The sequence below is a fragment of the Bacillus sp. GMs2/2 genome, assembly GCF_050172095.1.
GTDB classification, from domain to species: domain Bacteria; phylum Bacillota; class Bacilli; order Bacillales; family Bacillaceae_G; genus Bacillus_A; species Bacillus_A cereus.
Genome location: NZ_JBNLYE010000032.1, coordinates 12,338 through 29,247 on the forward strand (window position 1 = coordinate 12,338; position 16,910 = coordinate 29,247).

Here is a 16,910-nt window from a genome sequence, read left to right on the forward strand (position 1 = left end):
AGTGTATGTGTTATATGATTGCCCGTCTTAGTTTATAGACGGCCTACAGGTTGATCGTTTTCGAATGAAGTGTTGTAGTACATGCGTGCATTCCTCCTCTTTAAGTTATAATGATATTATAACTTAATTTTCTGATTATTGGAGGTTGTTATGAAATATATCGTTATAAAATCACATGTTAGCAATTATCCTAATCCAATTCGCTTAGAAGAGGGGGATGTAGTGAAAATGATAGAGAGTTACGCTGGTCCGGAAAACTGGGAAAACTGGATGTTTTGTCACGAAGAGAAGTATAACCGGAAAGGATGGGTTCCGGAGCAAATTATAAGAAAAGATATGAATGGAACAGGAATTATTATAAAACAATATACTGCGAAAGAATTAAATGTGAGTATTGGAGAAAGATTGATCGGATTAGAAGAATTGAATGGATGGGTTTGGTGCGAAGGAAGAGATGGTGAGAAGGGCTGGGTACCAAAGGAAAACTTACAAAAATATTAATAATAATATTTGATCAATAATTAGGAAACATATTTTTGCTTATGAGTATATTGGTTGTAGGATAAAAAGTAGATTAATAGAGAAAGAGGAGGAGATTATTATAACTACAACCGTTATTTCACATTTTTACAATGAAGAGTATTTATTGCCATGGTGGCTTATGCATCATACGAAACTTTTTGATCATGGTATTTTAATTAATAAAGGTTCAACAGATCGTTCCGTTGAGATTTGTAAAAAATTCGCACCGCATTGGGAGGTGCGAGATTCTGTAAATCCAGAGTTTGATGCATATGCGACAGATCATGAAGTGATGAGGATAGAACAAGAAGTACAAGGATGGAAAATGATTTTAAATACGACTGAGTTTCTTTGCGTGCAAGATAAAAATCAGTTTTGGAAATCGCTAAATGAATTGGGGGGGAGGATGTATTGGCTGGACGGGCTTATTATGGTTGATGATCCTAACTACAACTATTCGGACCTTAACTTTGGAATACCTTTAATGAAACAGCGGTTTCATGGTTATTTACCAGAGGAGTGGAGACTATGGAGAAGAGGTAGATTTATTCATAATCATGAGCATGGAAGTTATACGGTTGGAAGACATTTATCTGCGCATGAATCGATGATTTATCCACCTCTTGCCTGTATATTATGGTTTGGGTTTAGTCCGTGGAACGATGCGATGAGAAAGAGAAAATTACAAATTGGTCCGACTCTTTCTGAAGCTAGTAAGCATGGGGGAATGGGTACGCATCATATTGTTACGCCGGAAAGATTAGAAGAATGGTATAAGGAATTAGCGAGAGGAACGAAGGATTTACGTTTTAATGATGCATATCGTTATGTTTTTGTATAAATGATTTCCACCATAAAATTGTTTCTTCAATTCCTGTATTTAGATCGTATGTTGGTTTCCAGTTTACTTCAGTTTTTAAACGTTCTACATTAACCCCGACAAATAAAGGTTCATCTTTAGAGAAAGGGATTGCACCTAGTTTAATTAAATGTTCTTTTCTTATCTTTTTAGCAATGATAGAAGCTAACTCTTTAATTTGTACAGATTGACCAGAAGCGATATTGATGGTGCCTGTAACGCCGTGTTCTAATATTGTTACGAGAGCGTCAGCGACGTCACTCACATGGAGGAAATCTCTCGATTGTTTTCCATGTGTACATAGTGCTTCCTCGTTTTTTAATAAGGAAGTGATAATGTTAGAAACGAGCCGATTACCTTGTTCGTGAGGGCCATATATATGAAAAATGCGGCCCCAACACATGCTGAGGCCTGTTTGTTGTGCATACGTTTCTAGCCAGGAGTGCAGTGCATTTTTACATAAAGAATATGGGGTTTTATAGGAAAGGAGCGGTGAATCTTCAAATAATACGCCGTTAAACCATTCGTATTCTGCGCCAGTACCTGCAACGACAACACGCTTTCCGCCGCATGTTGTGAAGTGTTGAATCAATGAAATACTAGACTTTAGCCAATAGTAATTATTAATAGATACATAGCATGCTGGTGGCACTGCTTCCCAAGCAAGGTGAATGAGATGGCTTGGCTGAACGTCGTAAATGAATTGTTTTACTTCGTCATCGCGAAGCAAGTTTACTTTATGCCAATGGCAAGGGAGGTGAGAGGGTTTATTTTTATTATACGTGGCGTGCACTTCATATCCCTTTTGTATAAGTGAATGTACAACATATTTACCTATCCAGCCACTACCACCTGTTACAACAACTTTCTTCATGGCTCGATTACCTCAACTTCTGGAACCGTCACTAAAAATTTACCGCCCCATTCACGAATGAAAGAGCATTCTTTCATAATTTCGTCTTTCAAATTCCAAGGAAGTATGAAAATGTAATCCGGTTTTGTACGTTTAATTTCTGCTGGAGATTTTATTGGAATACGAGTTCCTGGTAAAAGGAGATTTTGTTTGTGAGGATTTTTATCTACTGTATAAGCTAGAAATTCTTTACCTATCCCGCAATAATTCAAAAGGGTGTTTCCCTTAGCTGGAGCACCGTAACCGATAATTTGTTTGTTTAAAGCTTTCGCTTCAATAAAAAACTTTAAAATATTTATTTTCAATTGTTCGATGCGTTTAGAAAAAAGGAGATAGCACTCTAAAGTATCTAACCCGTGGTCGACTTCTTTTTGAATTAATTTTGTAACATTGGAATGGATAGTTGATTGGGCACTTAGATGGTTTACAAAAATACGTAATGAACCACCATGCGTTGAAAGTTCTTCTACATCAACAATTTGTAAATGATGATAACTTAAAACTTTTTGAAGGCTTATAAGTGAGAAGTAGGAAAAGTGCTCATGGTAGATAGTATCGAACTGTTTAAAGGATATGAGGTTTAATAAGTGTGGGAATTCAATTGTTATCGTGCCATCTTGTTTTAATAACGTTTTTAAACCGGCAACAAAATCATGCAAGTTTGGAACGTGTGCTAATACGTTATTTGCGACGATTAAATCAGCTTGTGGCAATTTTTTTGCTAAGTCATTACTGAAAAAATTCACATGAGTAGGAATTCCTTTTTTGATAGCAATTTCTGCTACGTTTTTCGCGGGTTCAATTCCCAATGTCTCGATATTTTCTTTTTTAAAGTATTGTAATAAGTACCCATCGTTACTTGCGATTTCAATCACTTTTGAATGTTTCGTTAAGTTGAAACGCTTAATCGCCATTTCTACATATTGTTTAGCGTGTAGTAGCCAACTTGAGGAGTAAGAGCTGAAGTATAAATAGTTATGAAAAATATTTTGAGGAGATTCAAATTCATCTAGCTGTACGAGTAAACAAGAGTTACAAACAAATGTGTGCAGCGGATAAAAAGGTTCCATTTTATATGAGCTTTCAGGAGCTACAAATGAATTAGCAAGAGGGGAAACGCCCAAATCTAAAAAAGTGTTGCTTAGTAATGAGTGGCAAAAACGGCATTTTTTCTGTTCCATTTTATAGCCCCCTTATAAATTTTTGAATGCATCGATTTGTTGTCGTGTGAAAGATTCTATATTTTCACCAGATGCATATTTTTTGTACCAATCAACAGTCCAAGCGATAGCATCATCTGTTGATAACTTAGGAGTCCAGCCAAGTTTGTTTACTGCTTTTGTACTATCGAGTGTTAAAACAGGTGATTCATAAGGAGTATTTGTAGAGGAGGAAATGATTGTTAGTGGGTTATTCCATAATTTTATTACAGATTCAATGACATCATGAACGGTTCTGTTATGTTCATTCATCGGGCCGAAATTCCACGCTTCTGCATATTTAGCATCATTCCAAAGTTTCTCAGCTAAAAGGATATAGCCATGTAGAGGATCTAAAACATGTTGCCACGGACGGACGGCATATTTGTTTCGAATACACAAAGTATGATTGTGCAAATATGCCCGAATGATATCAGGGAATAATCGATCTTCTGCCCAATCACCACCGCCGATGACGTTACCAGCTCTGACTGAGGCGAGTTTCTGTGTATTAGTACGGAAGAATGATTTTTGATAGGATGTTGCTACTATTTCAGCGCAAGCTTTACTAGCGCTATAAGGGTCGAAACCTCCTAGTCGGTCATTTTCCACGAACGCTCGGTCGCCACTACCGTCATTCTCATAACATTTATTGCTTGTCACATTAATAATGGCACGTACGCTTTCGACGGACTTTGCTGCTTCTAGCACGTGGACAGTACCTAAAACATTCGTTTTGAATGTATCGATAGGATTTTTGTATGAAGCGGTTACGATTGGCTGAGCTGCTAAATGAAATATTATGTCAGGTTTATGCTGCTTCATGGCATGAAATAAAGAATGGTAATCTGTAATATCGCCTTTCATTGTCGTGCACTCTTTTGCTACGTTACCTTGTTCAAAAATGTTAGGAATGGATGGGGGATGAGAAGAAAAGCCTACTACTTCTGCACCTAAAGAACTTAAGAAAAGGGTGAGCCAGGAGCCTTTAAATCCAGTATGTCCCGTAATAAATACTTTTTTCTTATTCCAAAAAGATGATGAAGCCATATTACCAAACCTTCCACGGAGCGTTATTACTTTCCCATAGCTCGACTAATTTATTTTTATCGCGCAATGTATCCATCGGATGCCAAAAACCAGAATGTTGATATGCGGCCAATTCATTTTTGTTTACTAACTGAACTAAAGTGTCTGTTTCAAAAACAGACTTATCTCCACTAATGTAATTGAAAACTTCAGGATTTAAAACGAAAAATCCACCGTTAACCCATCCGCCATCACCTAATGGTTTTTCTTGAAAAGATGTTACAGACTGTTTATCTAATATGAGAGAACCAAATCTACCAGGAGGTTGTACGGCAGTAACAGTAGCCATTTTTCCATGTTTTTTATGGAATGTAATAAGTTCTTTTATATTTACATTACTTAATCCATCACCATAAGTGAGGCAGAAAGGTTCGTCTCCGACATAATTTTGAATCTTTTTCACTCGGCCACCCGTTTCGGTATTTACACCAGTATCGATTAGTGTAACTTTCCATGGTTCTACACGATGAGAATGGCTAGTAATTGTATTATCGTTTAACTGTATTGTGAAATCAGACATGTGTAAGTTGTAATTTAGAAAGAACTCTTTAATTGCATATCCTTTATAGCCTAAGCAAATAATAAACTCAGTAATCCCGTAATGACTATACAAACTCATAATGTGCCATAGAATGGGTTTTGTTCCAATTTCAATCATAGGTTTCGGTTTTAAATGTGTTTCTTCCCCAATTCTTGTACCGTACCCACCAGCAAGAATAACAGCTTTCATTTTTTCCTCCTAAAATAAAAATTTATTATTTATACAGTATTCATGTTTTATGCAAATGAAATTGTTTTTGATTAAGTGAATGAAAATGTTTGAGGTGATGACGATGCAGAAAATATTACGGTTTGAATTTTGGAAATAATTCTTGATATTCAGGGTTATGACGGAGGTCTTGTGTTAGGTTACTAAGCTCTAAAAAACGTATGTCCAGTACTTCAGGAGATTGACCGTAATGTGTTTGAAGTCCCATTTGAACACCCCTTTTTGAAAGGGTAGGTGTAATTTGTAATTTTCTTGCCTTTGATTGTTCATTCCAAGGGCTAAAATAAAATTTTAAAATAAATGAAGGATAGTCATAAATTATATATCCGTGTCGCGAATGATGTCTACCAGGTAAATATGCACCGTCTAGATGATTGTGAATAAATCTCCAAGCACATCCGAGATTTGGGTTATAAGGGAAGACACCGTGGTATCGCTGTTCTACTAAGGGGATAGAATATCTAGGCTTTGAATAATTATAATTATGATTATCTATCATTAAAATCATTCTAATCGCATACATGTTTTGGCCTAGTGTATGAAGAGATGAAAAAAATTCTTCAGTATTATTACAACAAAAGAATTCAGTAGTATTTAAAACGATTTTCCAACCTGAAACTTCTCTTTCAATTTCCATCACTTCAATATCAGTATTAGTTGGATCAAACTCAAGAAATCTTGAATTTCGTACTTCCCAGTGGGGTGCTAATAGTTTACAAATCTCTACGGAACGATCTGTAGACCCTCTATTAATTAAAATGCCGTGATCGAATATTTTCGTGTGATGCATAAGCCACCATGGAAGTAGGTATTCTTCATTATAAAAATGAGAAATGATTGTCTTTTTCATATTAATTCCCTCCTATACAAGCAATCATTATTAGTAGGATATGCTTTTAAATAAGAAAGGTTAAAAGTGGCAGACAATGTAATGATTAGGTAGTAGTTTAGTAATTTTATTGTATAAGTGTAGATTACTTGTATTGAATCATCATAGGAGGAGATTGGGATTTTGTATAAATTGTGAATAATAAACCGTCACGTTTGACTGTACAGTTTATGTATTGTATGATGTAAGTAATATAAACAAGGGGGGAAGATCGTTGGGAAGGTGTATCGAATCGGACAGTTGGCTCTCATGGCTCACGTGTCGAAACGAACGATTGATTATTATACGAATCTAGGTATCTTAAAAGCGGAGCGATCTCAATCTAATTATCGCTATTACGACGAAACAGCATTTGAGACATTACAATTTATTGAGAAGTGCAAAGAAATGCATATGCCGCTTTGTGAGATTAAAGAGAAAATCGAGGAGAAGAAGAAGCTGCTCGGTATCAATGAACACGTTTCGAAACAAGTGAATGAAGTGACAGACCATATTCATCAATTAGAAGTGGAACTTACTGAGTTAAAGCCGCTTTTAGATGGATTGACTGATTCACAACGTGAAAAAATATCGAAATCTTTATCTGGTCAAACGACAGCTTTAATACAGACACTTGCTCTATTATTATAGAATAAGTGAAATCCGACCTCTTTAATTTTTGTATCGGGCTATGTTTTCTAACGAACAAATAAGAAAACATTATAGTATACAGGAGGTGGACACCTTAGTTTTTTAACTAAGGGGATTCATTGGAAATATTTAATTTAGTCATGGTTGCGATTTTAATCGCATTTACTGGATTTTTCGTAGCAGCAGAGTTTGCGATTGTAAAGATACGTTCAAGCCGTATCGATCAGCTTGTTGCGGAAGGAAAACGCGGTGCTTTAGCAGCGAAAAAGGTAACAACAAATTTAGATGAATATTTATCTGCTTGTCAATTAGGTATTACAGTTACAGCTATGGGATTAGGTTGGTTAGGTGAACCGACAATTGAAAAGTTATTACACCCGTTATTTGAGAAATGGAACTTAAATCCTTCTATTTCATCAGTATTAACATTTGGTCTTGCTTTTATGATTATGACGTATTTACACGTTGTAGTAGGGGAATTAGCTCCGAAAACGATGGCAATTCAAAAGGCTGAAAGGGTAACGTTATTATTGGCAGGTCCATTAATGATGTTCTATAAAGTAATGTATCCATTTATTTGGGTATTGAACGGTTCAGCTCGTGTGATAACTGGTTTATTCGGTTTAAAGCCAGCTTCAGAACATGAAGTAGCTCATACAGAAGAAGAATTACGTCTTATCCTTTCAGATAGCTATGAAAGTGGCGAAATTAATCAAGCTGAATACAAGTATGTAAATAACATTTTTGAATTTGATAATCGTATTGCAAAAGAGATTATGGTACCGCGAACAGAAATCGTTGGTTTCTACCTGGAAGATTCAGTAGAAGAACACATGAAAGTGATCCAAAATGAGCGATACACACGTTATCCGATTTTTGGAGAAGATAAAGATGATATTATCGGTATGGTCAACGTAAAAGATTTCTTTATTCGATATATGACCGAGGATCAAAAAGATTTATCATCTATTCGCTCGTATATGCGTCCGATTATTGAAGTGATGGAAACGACTCCAATTCACGATTTATTACTTCAAATGCAGAAGAAGCGAATTCCGATGGCTGTTTTATATGATGAGTACGGAGGAACAGCCGGAATTGTAACGCTTGAAGATATCTTGGAGGAAATCGTCGGCGAAATTCGTGACGAATATGATGAAGATGAAGCACCACCAATCCAACATGTAAACGAGCAACATATCATTGTTGATGGAAAAGTGCTTATCTCAGAAGTGAAAGATTTATTTGGATTACACATCGAAGAAGATGATGTGGATACAATCGGTGGATGGATTATGATGCAAAATCATGAAATCGAAGAAGGACAACACGTTGAGGCGGAAGGTTATGAATTTAAAGTGTTAGAAAAAGACGCTTACCAAATTAAACGTGTTGAAATTCGTAAGATGGAACAAGAACAAGAAGAAGAGAAAGCAGCAACTGTGTAAGTTGCTGCTTTTCTTCTAAAGTACAAAAAATGAGAACTTAGGAGCGGATATTTTGATTCAAGAAGCCTTACGTGTATATCGATTACAATTGTATGTGATCTTTAGTGGTTTACTACTTATGTGGACGATTACTCCGTTTGGAAAACAAGTGACAGGGTTCGGTATTGGATTAGCAGTAAGCGCCTATTGTCTTTGGTTATTAGCTCGCAGAGTGGAGAAACTCGGAAAAAGTATCGTAATGAAGGAAAAGGCTCCTGGATTAGGAGTTTTAAACCGATTTGCAGCTGCTATTTTAGGAGCTATCATCATGTATGAAATTGAGCATGAGATGGAAATGTGGGCATTCGGTACAGGTATTTTAGGTGGTCACTTTTTAATGATTGCAAATTTAGCGTATGCAAATATGCAGTTAGTGAAAGAAGAAGAGAAGCAAAGGGAACATGCTTCGAAAAACATAGAGCTATGATGAAAGGGACCTAATCGGGTTCCTTTTTTATTTTAGTAATTTGATACAAGTAACCAAATTAACGACAAATATAATACGCTTCTTTTTTGTGTTTTTCAATACTATGAAAAATAATAAAAATTTTTTAAAAAACCCATCGATTTCTAAAGGTTATGTATGTTATTATGACAAAAGACTTTTTGAAAGAGGTGGATACCAATGTTACAAGCGCTACTTATTTTTGTGCTTCAAATTATTTACGTTCCCATTTTAACAATCCGTACGATTTTGCTTGTAAAGAATCAAACAAGATCCGCTGCTGGTGTTGGATTGTTAGAAGGAGCTATTTACATTGTCAGTTTAGGTATTGTGTTTCAAGATTTATCAAATTGGATGAACATCGTTGCCTATGTCATTGGCTTTAGTGCGGGACTGTTATTAGGCGGTTATATAGAGAATAAATTAGCAATTGGTTATATTACGTATCAAGTTAGTTTACTAGACCGTTGTAATGAATTAGTAGATGAATTACGTCACTCTGGATTTGGCGTTACAGTATTTGAGGGCGAAGGTATTAATTCTATACGTTATCGCTTAGATATCGTCGCAAAGCGTTCTAGGGAGAAAGAGCTTTTAGAAATCATTAATGAAATTGCACCGAAAGCGTTTATGTCTTCGTATGAAATTCGCTCGTTTAAGGGTGGATATTTAACGAAGGCGATGAAGAAAAGAGCGTTAATGAAAAAGAAAGATGAACATGCATCGTAAAAAAGAGGAGTAGTGCTGCATTAAAAGCGCAGTATAAGTCCAAATGTAAAAGGGAGGAATCTATTTTGATGTAGATTCCTCTCTTTTTTATTGTTAATTGAAAAACTAAATCGTATAATTATTTTTTCTACTCATCCTCAAATTAATGATTAGCCATATAACTTGAAAAAATACCGGTATGATAAACGCGATTAATATAACGATAAGTGATATTGATTTAATTTCAGGTGTTTGAATAACACCAGCACCATCAACCTCTCGTAACCAAATAATAGCGGCCCATATTCCAAAAACGATAATCCAAAATAGGTTACCAATCCACCAAGAAATCCATCGTTTTTTCATGTTAGCACCCCTTACATTTATCTACTGTTAAAAGTATATTTTCGTTCGTTACATTTATAATGAAACAACTTTAAAATTAGTTTTTAACTGTATATCTAACTTGTTTGAAGGTTACTATTTCTCCATCATCATTATCATCTTTCGTTTGCAAAAGTTGAACTTTTGGTTTGTAGTCTGTCCGATGAGCGTGTTCGATATCTTTAATGTTAAGCTTGTAGGATTCACCATTCTTTAGCTTTTGTTCTAACACTTTTTTATTAGCAACATAAATAAAAGTTACTTTATTTTCATCAATTCCCTCTGTCTTAATTTCTAACTCATTATCTTTTGCTGTGATCGTTGGTGTTAATAATTCCATACTGCCTTTCCCGTTTTCTAAAGAATTCTCTGCTATAGTTGAACATCCTGATAGTATGATTCCGGTGAATAGAAGAACAAGTAATTTCCTTTTCATAACATCCCCTCCGATTCTATGTGATTTTTGATTTTGGCATTGTTAGACTGCTAGTGTGGAGCGTAAATGTTTAGCTAGTGCTCTTTTTATTGTACCATAATATGTAAATTAAAAAAGGCTGTATATCCAATGTAAGAGAGACTGAAAAATTTACTTATTGTTGTAAATTCGTGTGTTTTAGCTTCTAGTTCAATCGAAATGTAGACAGGAGAAAGAAATTTTTTGTGGGAATTACAATTTTTACATTTTACAATAATGATAGGGAATAGATGAATTCATTCACTTCGGAGGTAGTTATTTGAACATTAACGAGAGGGCAATTGAAATGTTTGAACAAAATAAATATGAGGAAGCAATGGAACTGTTTCAACAAGCAGTACATAAATCTAGAGGTGTACAATCTCTCAATAATCTTGCTTGGATGTATTTTTATGAGGAAGAGAATGATGATAAAGCTCTTGAATTAATAAGAGAAGTTGTTAAGTTGAATCCTTCTTCATACTTTCCTTATAACATCTTAGGGGACATTTACATAAAACAAGAAAAATGGACAGAAGCGAAAGAAGCATTACAAAAGTCTATTTCAAGCATATCATAATGTAGCTGTAGCGCATTATAACCTTGGAGAGCTGGAAAAAGCTTCAGAATTTTTCTTGCGAGTTGCAGGGGATTCGGACTATATCATGTATAGCTATGTAAAATGTTTAATTGATTTAGAACGAATGACAGAAGCAAAAGAGAAGTTAGATACTTTTAACAGGGAATCTGATGATTTTTTAGGGGAAATTAATGTAGCAGATTTATATGTTGAGTTGAATTGCTATAAAGAAGCAATTGAATGGTTCGAAAAGGGATATAAAGAATGCTGGAAAAGTCCTAATTGGATTGGTAGATTTGTGTATGCTCTATATAAAACGAATAATTTCTCCCGTATAAATGAAGTTATACGGGAATCTATCGAAGCGAAAACAGCAGAAATAGAAGATGTCTAGAATGAAGAAGTAGAAGAAAACTGGACAGAAAATGATAAGAAAAAGTTAATTGAGGAATATACAGAAGAGAATAATTGTTATAACACAATGGTAGAACGTATCAAATCTGGATATGTTCCAGGATTAGAGTTTGAAACTGATTATATAGGAGCTTGCTATTTATTTGGTTGTAAAAGACATAATTACCTTGAATATGAAAAATAAAAAGATTCGACTGTCACATATGATGGTCGAATCTTTTTATTAATAGAAGAGCCTGAACCATCAAGCTCGTTTGATGGAGAACTAGCTGAGCCGTCTACGAAGTATTATTCTTTATATAAAGCTAGAATGGTGCCGACTACTTTTATTATTAAAGCTAGAAAGTAAAGTGTTTTTATAAAATAAGCCTATCATTTCAAATAGATGAAATGATAGGCTTCTTTATTTTTTAAAAAATAAGGTCAGAGATGTACTTTTCTTATAAAAATGCATTTCATATAAAAAGTGTAATTATTTTTGGGAAGGAGGATTGTTGTGCGTCATCATAGAAAGTGCAAAAAATTTGGAGTGGCACTGCCTCTTCCGCTTATAGGAGCAACGGGTCCGACAGGTAATAGTGGTCCGATCGGTCCAACTGGAGGGCATGAAGGTCCTGTTGGTCCTATAGGGGTGACTGGACCGACGGGAGCAACTGGGCCCCAAGGTCCTCAAGGTATCAGGGGGATACAAGGTCCCCGAGGGACAACAGGAGCACAAGGAATACAAGGAGCTATTGGTGATACAGGAGAGCAAGGTATAACTGGTCCGACTGGTCTCCAAGGTGCTCAAGGATTAATCGGTAACCAAGGTCTAATTGGTGATATTGGAGTACAAGGATTAGAAGGAATACAAGGAGCTACGGGTCCTGCTGGTAGTCAAGGTATACAAGGCACACAAGGAATACAAGGGGAAATAGGTGAGCGAGGACAAACAGGGGCACAAGGAATGCAAGGAGAGAGAGGCATAACTGGAGTCTCGGGTGTAACTGGTTCACAAGGTCCTCAAGGTGTTCAAGGAATACAAGGAGAGCAAGGGGCTACTGGTATACAAGGAGAAGACGGCTTCCAAGGGATACAAGGAATTACTGGAGAGGAAGGCCCACAAGGAGCACAAGGAATCCAAGGTGAAGTGGGTCCAACTGGTTCTACTGGAATGCAAGGTGCCCAAGGTATAAGTGGAATAAAGGGGATAACAGGTGCAATAGGTTTACAAGGACCACAAGGTGTGCAAGGAATACAAGGTATAACGGGAGCAACAGGTTTTCAAGGGATAAAAGGAATAAGAGGTATAACGGGAGCGACGGGTAGCATTGGTATTCGAGGCTCAGAAGGACCACCGGGCGGTCCGACGGGAGTGACCGGTCCAATTGGCCCTTCTAGTGGGGTGACTGGCCCAGCTGGCCCACCCGGTCCACCAGGAGGTCCAACAGGTCCAACGGGTGCGACTGGTTCAACAGGTGTAAGCGGAGGGATAGGACCAATTGGAGCGCAAGGAGTGCAAGGTATAACAGGTCCAACCGGTCCTCAAGGTGTAAGAGGTGCACAAGGTTCCCCAGGTGTAGTTGGAGCAGTTGGAGTACAAGGGGCACAAGGTCCACAAGGTAACCAAGGTATAACAGGTCCAACAGGTGCAGAAGGTTCTCAAGGAATACAAGGTCCGCTGGGAGTAACTGGTCCAACAGGTGCAGAAGGTTCTCAAGGAATACAAGGTCCGCTGGGAGTAACTGGTCCAACAGGTGCACAAGGAATGGTGGGAATACAAGGCGTAGCTGGTCCAGCTGGTATTACAGGAGCGGAAGGAACTCAAGGTGTACAAGGAATCCGAGGAGCAACCGGTCCTGCTGGAGCACAAGGTATACAAGGAGTTCAAGGTATACAAGGAGAAACAGGAGCAGCTGGAATACAAGGTCCTCAAGGTGTTCAAGGGATACAAGGGACTACCGGATTGACAGGCACACAAGGTGCACAAGGTCCCAAAGGAGTGCAAGGAATAATAGGACCGACTGGAGCTATTGGCTTGCAAGGCCCTCAAGGATTACAAGGAATAACGGGTCCAACAGGTGCGCAAGGAATTAGAGGTCCCCAAGGAAATACAGGGGAAATCGGTATAACAGGCTCTCAAGGAGTCCAAGGAGCGCAAGGTAGTCAAGGACCTCAAGGCCTACAAGGGAATGTTGGAATTACAGGTGCAACGGGTGAAACTGGAGCTACTGGAGCAACCGGGGCAACTGGATCACAAGGTTTGCAAGGAGTGCAAGGGATTACGGGAATACAAGGAATAACGGGAACGACAGGCAATACAGGTGCAACGGGTCCGCAAGGAATACAAGGTATACAAGGGGTTCAAGGATTGCAAGGCCCAAGTGGAGCAAGTGGGGTGACAGGTGCTAGTGGTAGTATAGGCCCAGTTGGAGCACAAGGTAGTCAGGGCCCAAGTGGCGTGGTGGGACCGACAGGAGCAACTGGTAGTGCAGGTTCAATAGGTTTCTTGGGAATAGCGGGAGCGACAGGAGCGACTGGTTTACCTAGCGGGGGCGGTTATTTCTTTTCTACTTCAACGAGTACAATTGCAGCGAATGCGTTAATACCAATTAATTCTGGATCTACAGTTTTTGGTTCTGATGTCAGTTTAACAAATGCAACAACTGTAACGTTAAGTACGCCGGGAATATATTTGGTAAGTTATTATTTTCAAGGAAGTCCAACTGGTGGAAATGAAACAATTTCGGTGAGGCTTATATTAAATGGAACGCAAGTCGTAGGTAGTTTTATTTTTTATGTCACAAAAAATAATTTTGTATTAGAACCAGCGATTTCAAATACGTTGGTCATTGAAGTTACTTCTCCGAATTCTACGTTATCATTACAAAATGGTCCGTTAGATATTGGATACGTAACGATATTATCAGGAGTGACAACAGCTAGTTTAAATATATTGAAACTAACTTGATGCGTTATAAATAGGAGGAGATGCTTGTGGAAAATCAAGATAAGTGTAGTAAGTTTCAAGCACCTATTCCTTTTCCGTTGCCAGGTATTAAGGGGCCCACTGGACCAACCGGTCCAACTGGTTCTTTAGGTGGACCGACTGGCCCGCAAGGAATACAAGGCGTACAAGGTCCAATCGGCCCGACTGGTCCTCAAGGAATACAAGGAGTGCAAGGGGTGCAGGGAGAAAATGGTCCAACTGGTCCAACTGGTTTAACAGGCCCACGTGGTGCTCAAGGTATCCAAGGATCTATGGGAGAACAAGGCCCACAGGGAATACAAGGTGTTCAAGGAATACAAGGCGAAAGAGGTCCGACTGGTCCAACTGGTATTCAAGGGATACAAGGAATTCCTGGTCCAATCGGTCCAACCGGTCCAACAGGAATACAAGGGATACAAGGCGTACAAGGTCCAATCGGTCCAATCGGCCCGACAGGAATACAAGGTATACAAGGGGTGCAAGGAGAAAATGGTCCAACCGGTCCAACTGGAAATACTGGTATACAGGGTGTTCAAGGTAATTTAGGAGGTAGTGGTTTACAAGGTGTAACAGGAATACAAGGACTACAGGGTCCGATTGGTCCAACCGGTCCAACTGGTTCTCAAGGAATTCAAGGGGAGCAAGGGCCAATGGGGCCGCAAGGGGAAATTGGTGTTCAAGGTTTACAAGGTCCCCAGGGAGAAATGGGGCAGGTAGGTCCAACAGGAATACAAGGAGTACAAGGACTACAGGGGCCGATTGGTCCAACCGGCCCAACTGGTTTACAAGGTGATCCAGGTCCAACCGGCCCCACAGGAGCAACTGGGATAACTGGGCCGACAGGTTCTGCAACTGGCCCGACTGGAGCGACAGGTCCAACGGGTCCACCCGGAGGCCCAACCGGTCCAACCGGTCCAGCAGGATCACCAGGGGGTCCAACCGGTCCGACTGGAGCGACAGGGGCAACAGGGGCGACCGGAGCAACAGGATCAACTGGAATTCAAGGGGTGCAAGGAATACAGGGTCCAACAGGATCAACTGGAATCCAAGGAGTGCAAGGAGTACAGGGACCGATGGGGGCAACGGGTCCAACGGGTGATCAAGGCATTCAAGGTCCACAAGGGATACAAGGAGTAACCGGCTCGACAGGTCCGCAAGGTCTACAAGGAATACAAGGTCCCCAAGGCCCAACCGGTCCGACTGGTCCACAAGGAGTGCAAGGGGCACAGGGGTCAATCGGTCCAACTGGCCCTCAAGGGATACAAGGCCTACAAGGTGAGCAAGGAGTAAGGGGAGCGACAGGTCCAACTGGTTTGCAGGGGCTACAAGGAATCCAAGGTCCACTCGGTCCAACCGGTCCTCAAGGTTTACAAGGAGTGCAAGGGATAAGTGGTATAACAGGTCCAACTGGTCCTCAAGGAATCCAAGGAATTCAAGGTCCACAAGGAGATATAGGTCCAACGGGAGCGACTGGAATACAAGGAGTGCAAGGCCCAGAAGGTCCAACCGGTCCAACTGGTGCAACAGGCCCGCAAGGAATTCAGGGAATACAAGGGATACAAGGTCCAACCGGTCCACAGGGAATTCAAGGTCTGCAAGGAATTCAAGGTCCGATTGGTCCAACAGGCCCGACTGGACCTCAAGGCATACAAGGTATAACTGGCTCGACGGGTCCAACCGGTGCAACTGGTGCAACAGGTCCGACGGGAGTAACGGGCCCTCAAGGTCCTCAAGGAATCCAAGGTCCACAAGGAGTAACAGGCCCAACAGGAGCGACCGGCTCTACGGGAGTAACAGGTCCACAAGGAATCCAAGGAATCCAAGGTTTGCAAGGGATAACGGGTCCGACGGGAGCAACCGGAGTGACTGGAATAACAGGCCTACAAGGAATCCAAGGAATTCAAGGCCCACAAGGTGTGACGGGAGCAACCGGCGCAACAGGAGCGACAGGAGTGACTGGTGCAACTGGACCAACCGGAATCCAAGGCATACAAGGAATAACTGGAGCAACAGGGGGAACGGGGGTAACGGGCCCAACAGGAGCAACAGGTCCAACTGGCTTGACAGGAGCAACAGGATCATCTGCTATATCGACAGGTGGTGGCTATTTCTTCTCTACATCAACAAGTGCAATTGCGGCAAATGCTACCATCCCAATTAATTCTGGATCCACTGTATATGGAACAGGTGTATCGTTAACTAGTGCAACAACTGTCACGGTATCCACGCCAGGAATATATTTAGTAAGTTATTATTTTCAAGCGGATGCAACTGGTGGGAATGAAACGGTGTCTGTAAGATTACTATTAAACGGAACACAAGTAGCAGGGAGCTTTATACTAAATGTAACGACATCGACTGTAGTGTTAGAACCTGCTATTTCCAATACGTTACTAGTCAATGTAACAAGTGCAAATTCAACATTAGTGTTACAAAATGGTCCATTAGGTGCAGGGCATGTGACCACTATAGCAGGTGCGATTACAGCAAGTTTAAATGTAGTGAGAATTTTATAAAGAATATAAAAAACACAAGGAATGTCTTTGTAAGACACACCTTGTGTTTTTTAATATTAAATAAACATTTTCTTTATCTTTTCG

15 protein-coding genes and 2 pseudogenes are annotated in these 16,910 nt (G+C 39.5%); 10 read left to right on the forward strand and 7 right to left on the reverse strand.

Annotated features, from left to right (window positions below; genetic code table 11):
- Nucleotides 1-150 precede the first annotated feature (150 nt).
- Both ACQGS6_RS07630 and ACQGS6_RS07635 read left to right on the forward strand, forming a co-directional pair.
- The gene (locus ACQGS6_RS07630; protein WP_000875289.1) at nt 151-501 is read left to right on the forward strand and encodes an SH3 domain-containing protein; all 351 of its coding nucleotides are present in this window, start codon (nt 151-153) and stop codon (nt 499-501) included.
- A 61-nt stretch (nt 502-562) separates the two neighbouring features.
- Nucleotides 563-1,363 (forward strand): glycosyltransferase family 2 protein, encoded by an 801-nt coding sequence (locus ACQGS6_RS07635; protein WP_080473638.1) that lies wholly within the window; start codon nt 563-565, stop codon nt 1,361-1,363.
- Here ACQGS6_RS07635 and ACQGS6_RS07640 read toward each other — a convergent pair.
- The 5 genes from ACQGS6_RS07640 to ACQGS6_RS07660 all read right to left on the reverse strand — a co-directional run bounded on the left by ACQGS6_RS07640 (nt 1,332) and on the right by ACQGS6_RS07660 (nt 6,201).
- Complete coding sequence (locus ACQGS6_RS07640; RefSeq protein WP_000758369.1) at nt 1,332-2,255, reverse strand: NAD-dependent epimerase/dehydratase family protein; 924 nt, start codon at nt 2,253-2,255, stop codon at nt 1,332-1,334. The two genes, ACQGS6_RS07635 and ACQGS6_RS07640, sit on opposite strands and share 32 nt — an antisense overlap.
- Nucleotides 2,252-3,475 (reverse strand): class I SAM-dependent methyltransferase, encoded by a 1,224-nt coding sequence (locus tag ACQGS6_RS07645; RefSeq protein ID WP_000435746.1) that lies wholly within the window; start codon nt 3,473-3,475, stop codon nt 2,252-2,254. Before ACQGS6_RS07645 ends, ACQGS6_RS07640 begins: the two co-directional genes overlap by 4 nt.
- 12 nt (nt 3,476-3,487) lie before the next feature.
- Nucleotides 3,488-4,543 carry a CDP-glucose 4,6-dehydratase gene (gene rfbG / locus ACQGS6_RS07650; RefSeq protein ID WP_426965006.1) on the reverse strand — a complete coding sequence of 352 codons (1,056 nt, stop codon included), beginning with the start codon at nt 4,541-4,543 and terminating at the stop codon, nt 3,488-3,490.
- A gap of 1 nt (nt 4,544) precedes the next feature.
- On the reverse strand, nt 4,545-5,312 hold the full coding sequence (gene rfbF / locus ACQGS6_RS07655; protein WP_000648807.1) for a glucose-1-phosphate cytidylyltransferase: 768 nt from the start codon (nt 5,310-5,312) through the stop codon (nt 4,545-4,547).
- A gap of 115 nt (nt 5,313-5,427) precedes the next feature.
- On the reverse strand, nt 5,428-6,201 hold the full coding sequence (locus ACQGS6_RS07660) for a glycosyltransferase family 2 protein (RefSeq protein ID WP_000750973.1): 774 nt from the start codon (nt 6,199-6,201) through the stop codon (nt 5,428-5,430).
- A 261-nt stretch (nt 6,202-6,462) separates the two neighbouring features.
- On the opposite strand from ACQGS6_RS07660, the gene ACQGS6_RS07665 reads away from it, so the two are divergent.
- The 4 genes from ACQGS6_RS07665 (at nt 6,463) to ACQGS6_RS07680 (ending at nt 9,531) form a co-directional block, all read left to right on the forward strand.
- Complete coding sequence (locus tag ACQGS6_RS07665) at nt 6,463-6,870, forward strand: MerR family transcriptional regulator (RefSeq protein WP_000285635.1); 408 nt, start codon at nt 6,463-6,465, stop codon at nt 6,868-6,870.
- 119 nt (nt 6,871-6,989) lie between these two features.
- On the forward strand, nt 6,990-8,318 hold the full coding sequence (locus ACQGS6_RS07670; protein ID WP_000402258.1) for a hemolysin family protein: 1,329 nt from the start codon (nt 6,990-6,992) through the stop codon (nt 8,316-8,318).
- Nucleotides 8,319-8,370: 52 nt separating this feature from the next.
- On the forward strand, nt 8,371-8,784 hold the full coding sequence (locus ACQGS6_RS07675) for an ATP synthase subunit I (protein WP_000613876.1): 414 nt from the start codon (nt 8,371-8,373) through the stop codon (nt 8,782-8,784).
- A 198-nt stretch (nt 8,785-8,982) separates the two neighbouring features.
- Nucleotides 8,983-9,531, forward strand: coding sequence for a DUF2179 domain-containing protein (locus ACQGS6_RS07680; RefSeq protein ID WP_000938438.1), 549 nt, complete (start codon nt 8,983-8,985; stop codon nt 9,529-9,531).
- Between the two features lie 105 nt (nt 9,532-9,636).
- Here ACQGS6_RS07680 and ACQGS6_RS07685 read toward each other — a convergent pair whose 3' ends face one another.
- On the reverse strand, nt 9,637-9,876 hold the full coding sequence (locus tag ACQGS6_RS07685; RefSeq protein ID WP_000747695.1) for a DUF3923 family protein: 240 nt from the start codon (nt 9,874-9,876) through the stop codon (nt 9,637-9,639).
- Between the two features lie 76 nt (nt 9,877-9,952).
- Complete coding sequence (locus ACQGS6_RS07690) at nt 9,953-10,330, reverse strand: hypothetical protein (RefSeq protein WP_000823780.1); 378 nt, start codon at nt 10,328-10,330, stop codon at nt 9,953-9,955.
- A gap of 298 nt (nt 10,331-10,628) precedes the next feature.
- Here ACQGS6_RS07690 and ACQGS6_RS07695 point away from each other — a divergent pair.
- From ACQGS6_RS07695 to ACQGS6_RS07710, 4 genes and pseudogenes are all read left to right on the forward strand, one after another.
- A pseudogene (locus ACQGS6_RS07695) lies at nt 10,629-11,526 on the forward strand (tetratricopeptide repeat protein).
- Between the two features lie 42 nt (nt 11,527-11,568).
- Nucleotides 11,569-11,691, forward strand: a pseudogene (locus ACQGS6_RS07700) (SAM-dependent methyltransferase); the annotation flags it as partial.
- 147 nt (nt 11,692-11,838) lie between these two features.
- Nucleotides 11,839-14,292 carry a collagen-like protein gene (locus tag ACQGS6_RS07705; protein WP_426965007.1) on the forward strand — a complete coding sequence of 818 codons (2,454 nt, stop codon included), beginning with the start codon at nt 11,839-11,841 and terminating at the stop codon, nt 14,290-14,292.
- A 20-nt stretch (nt 14,293-14,312) separates the two neighbouring features.
- Nucleotides 14,313-16,826 carry a BC_3345 family exosporium-associated protein gene (locus ACQGS6_RS07710; protein ID WP_426965008.1) on the forward strand — a complete coding sequence of 838 codons (2,514 nt, stop codon included), beginning with the start codon at nt 14,313-14,315 and terminating at the stop codon, nt 16,824-16,826.
- Nucleotides 16,827-16,910 lie beyond the last annotated feature (84 nt).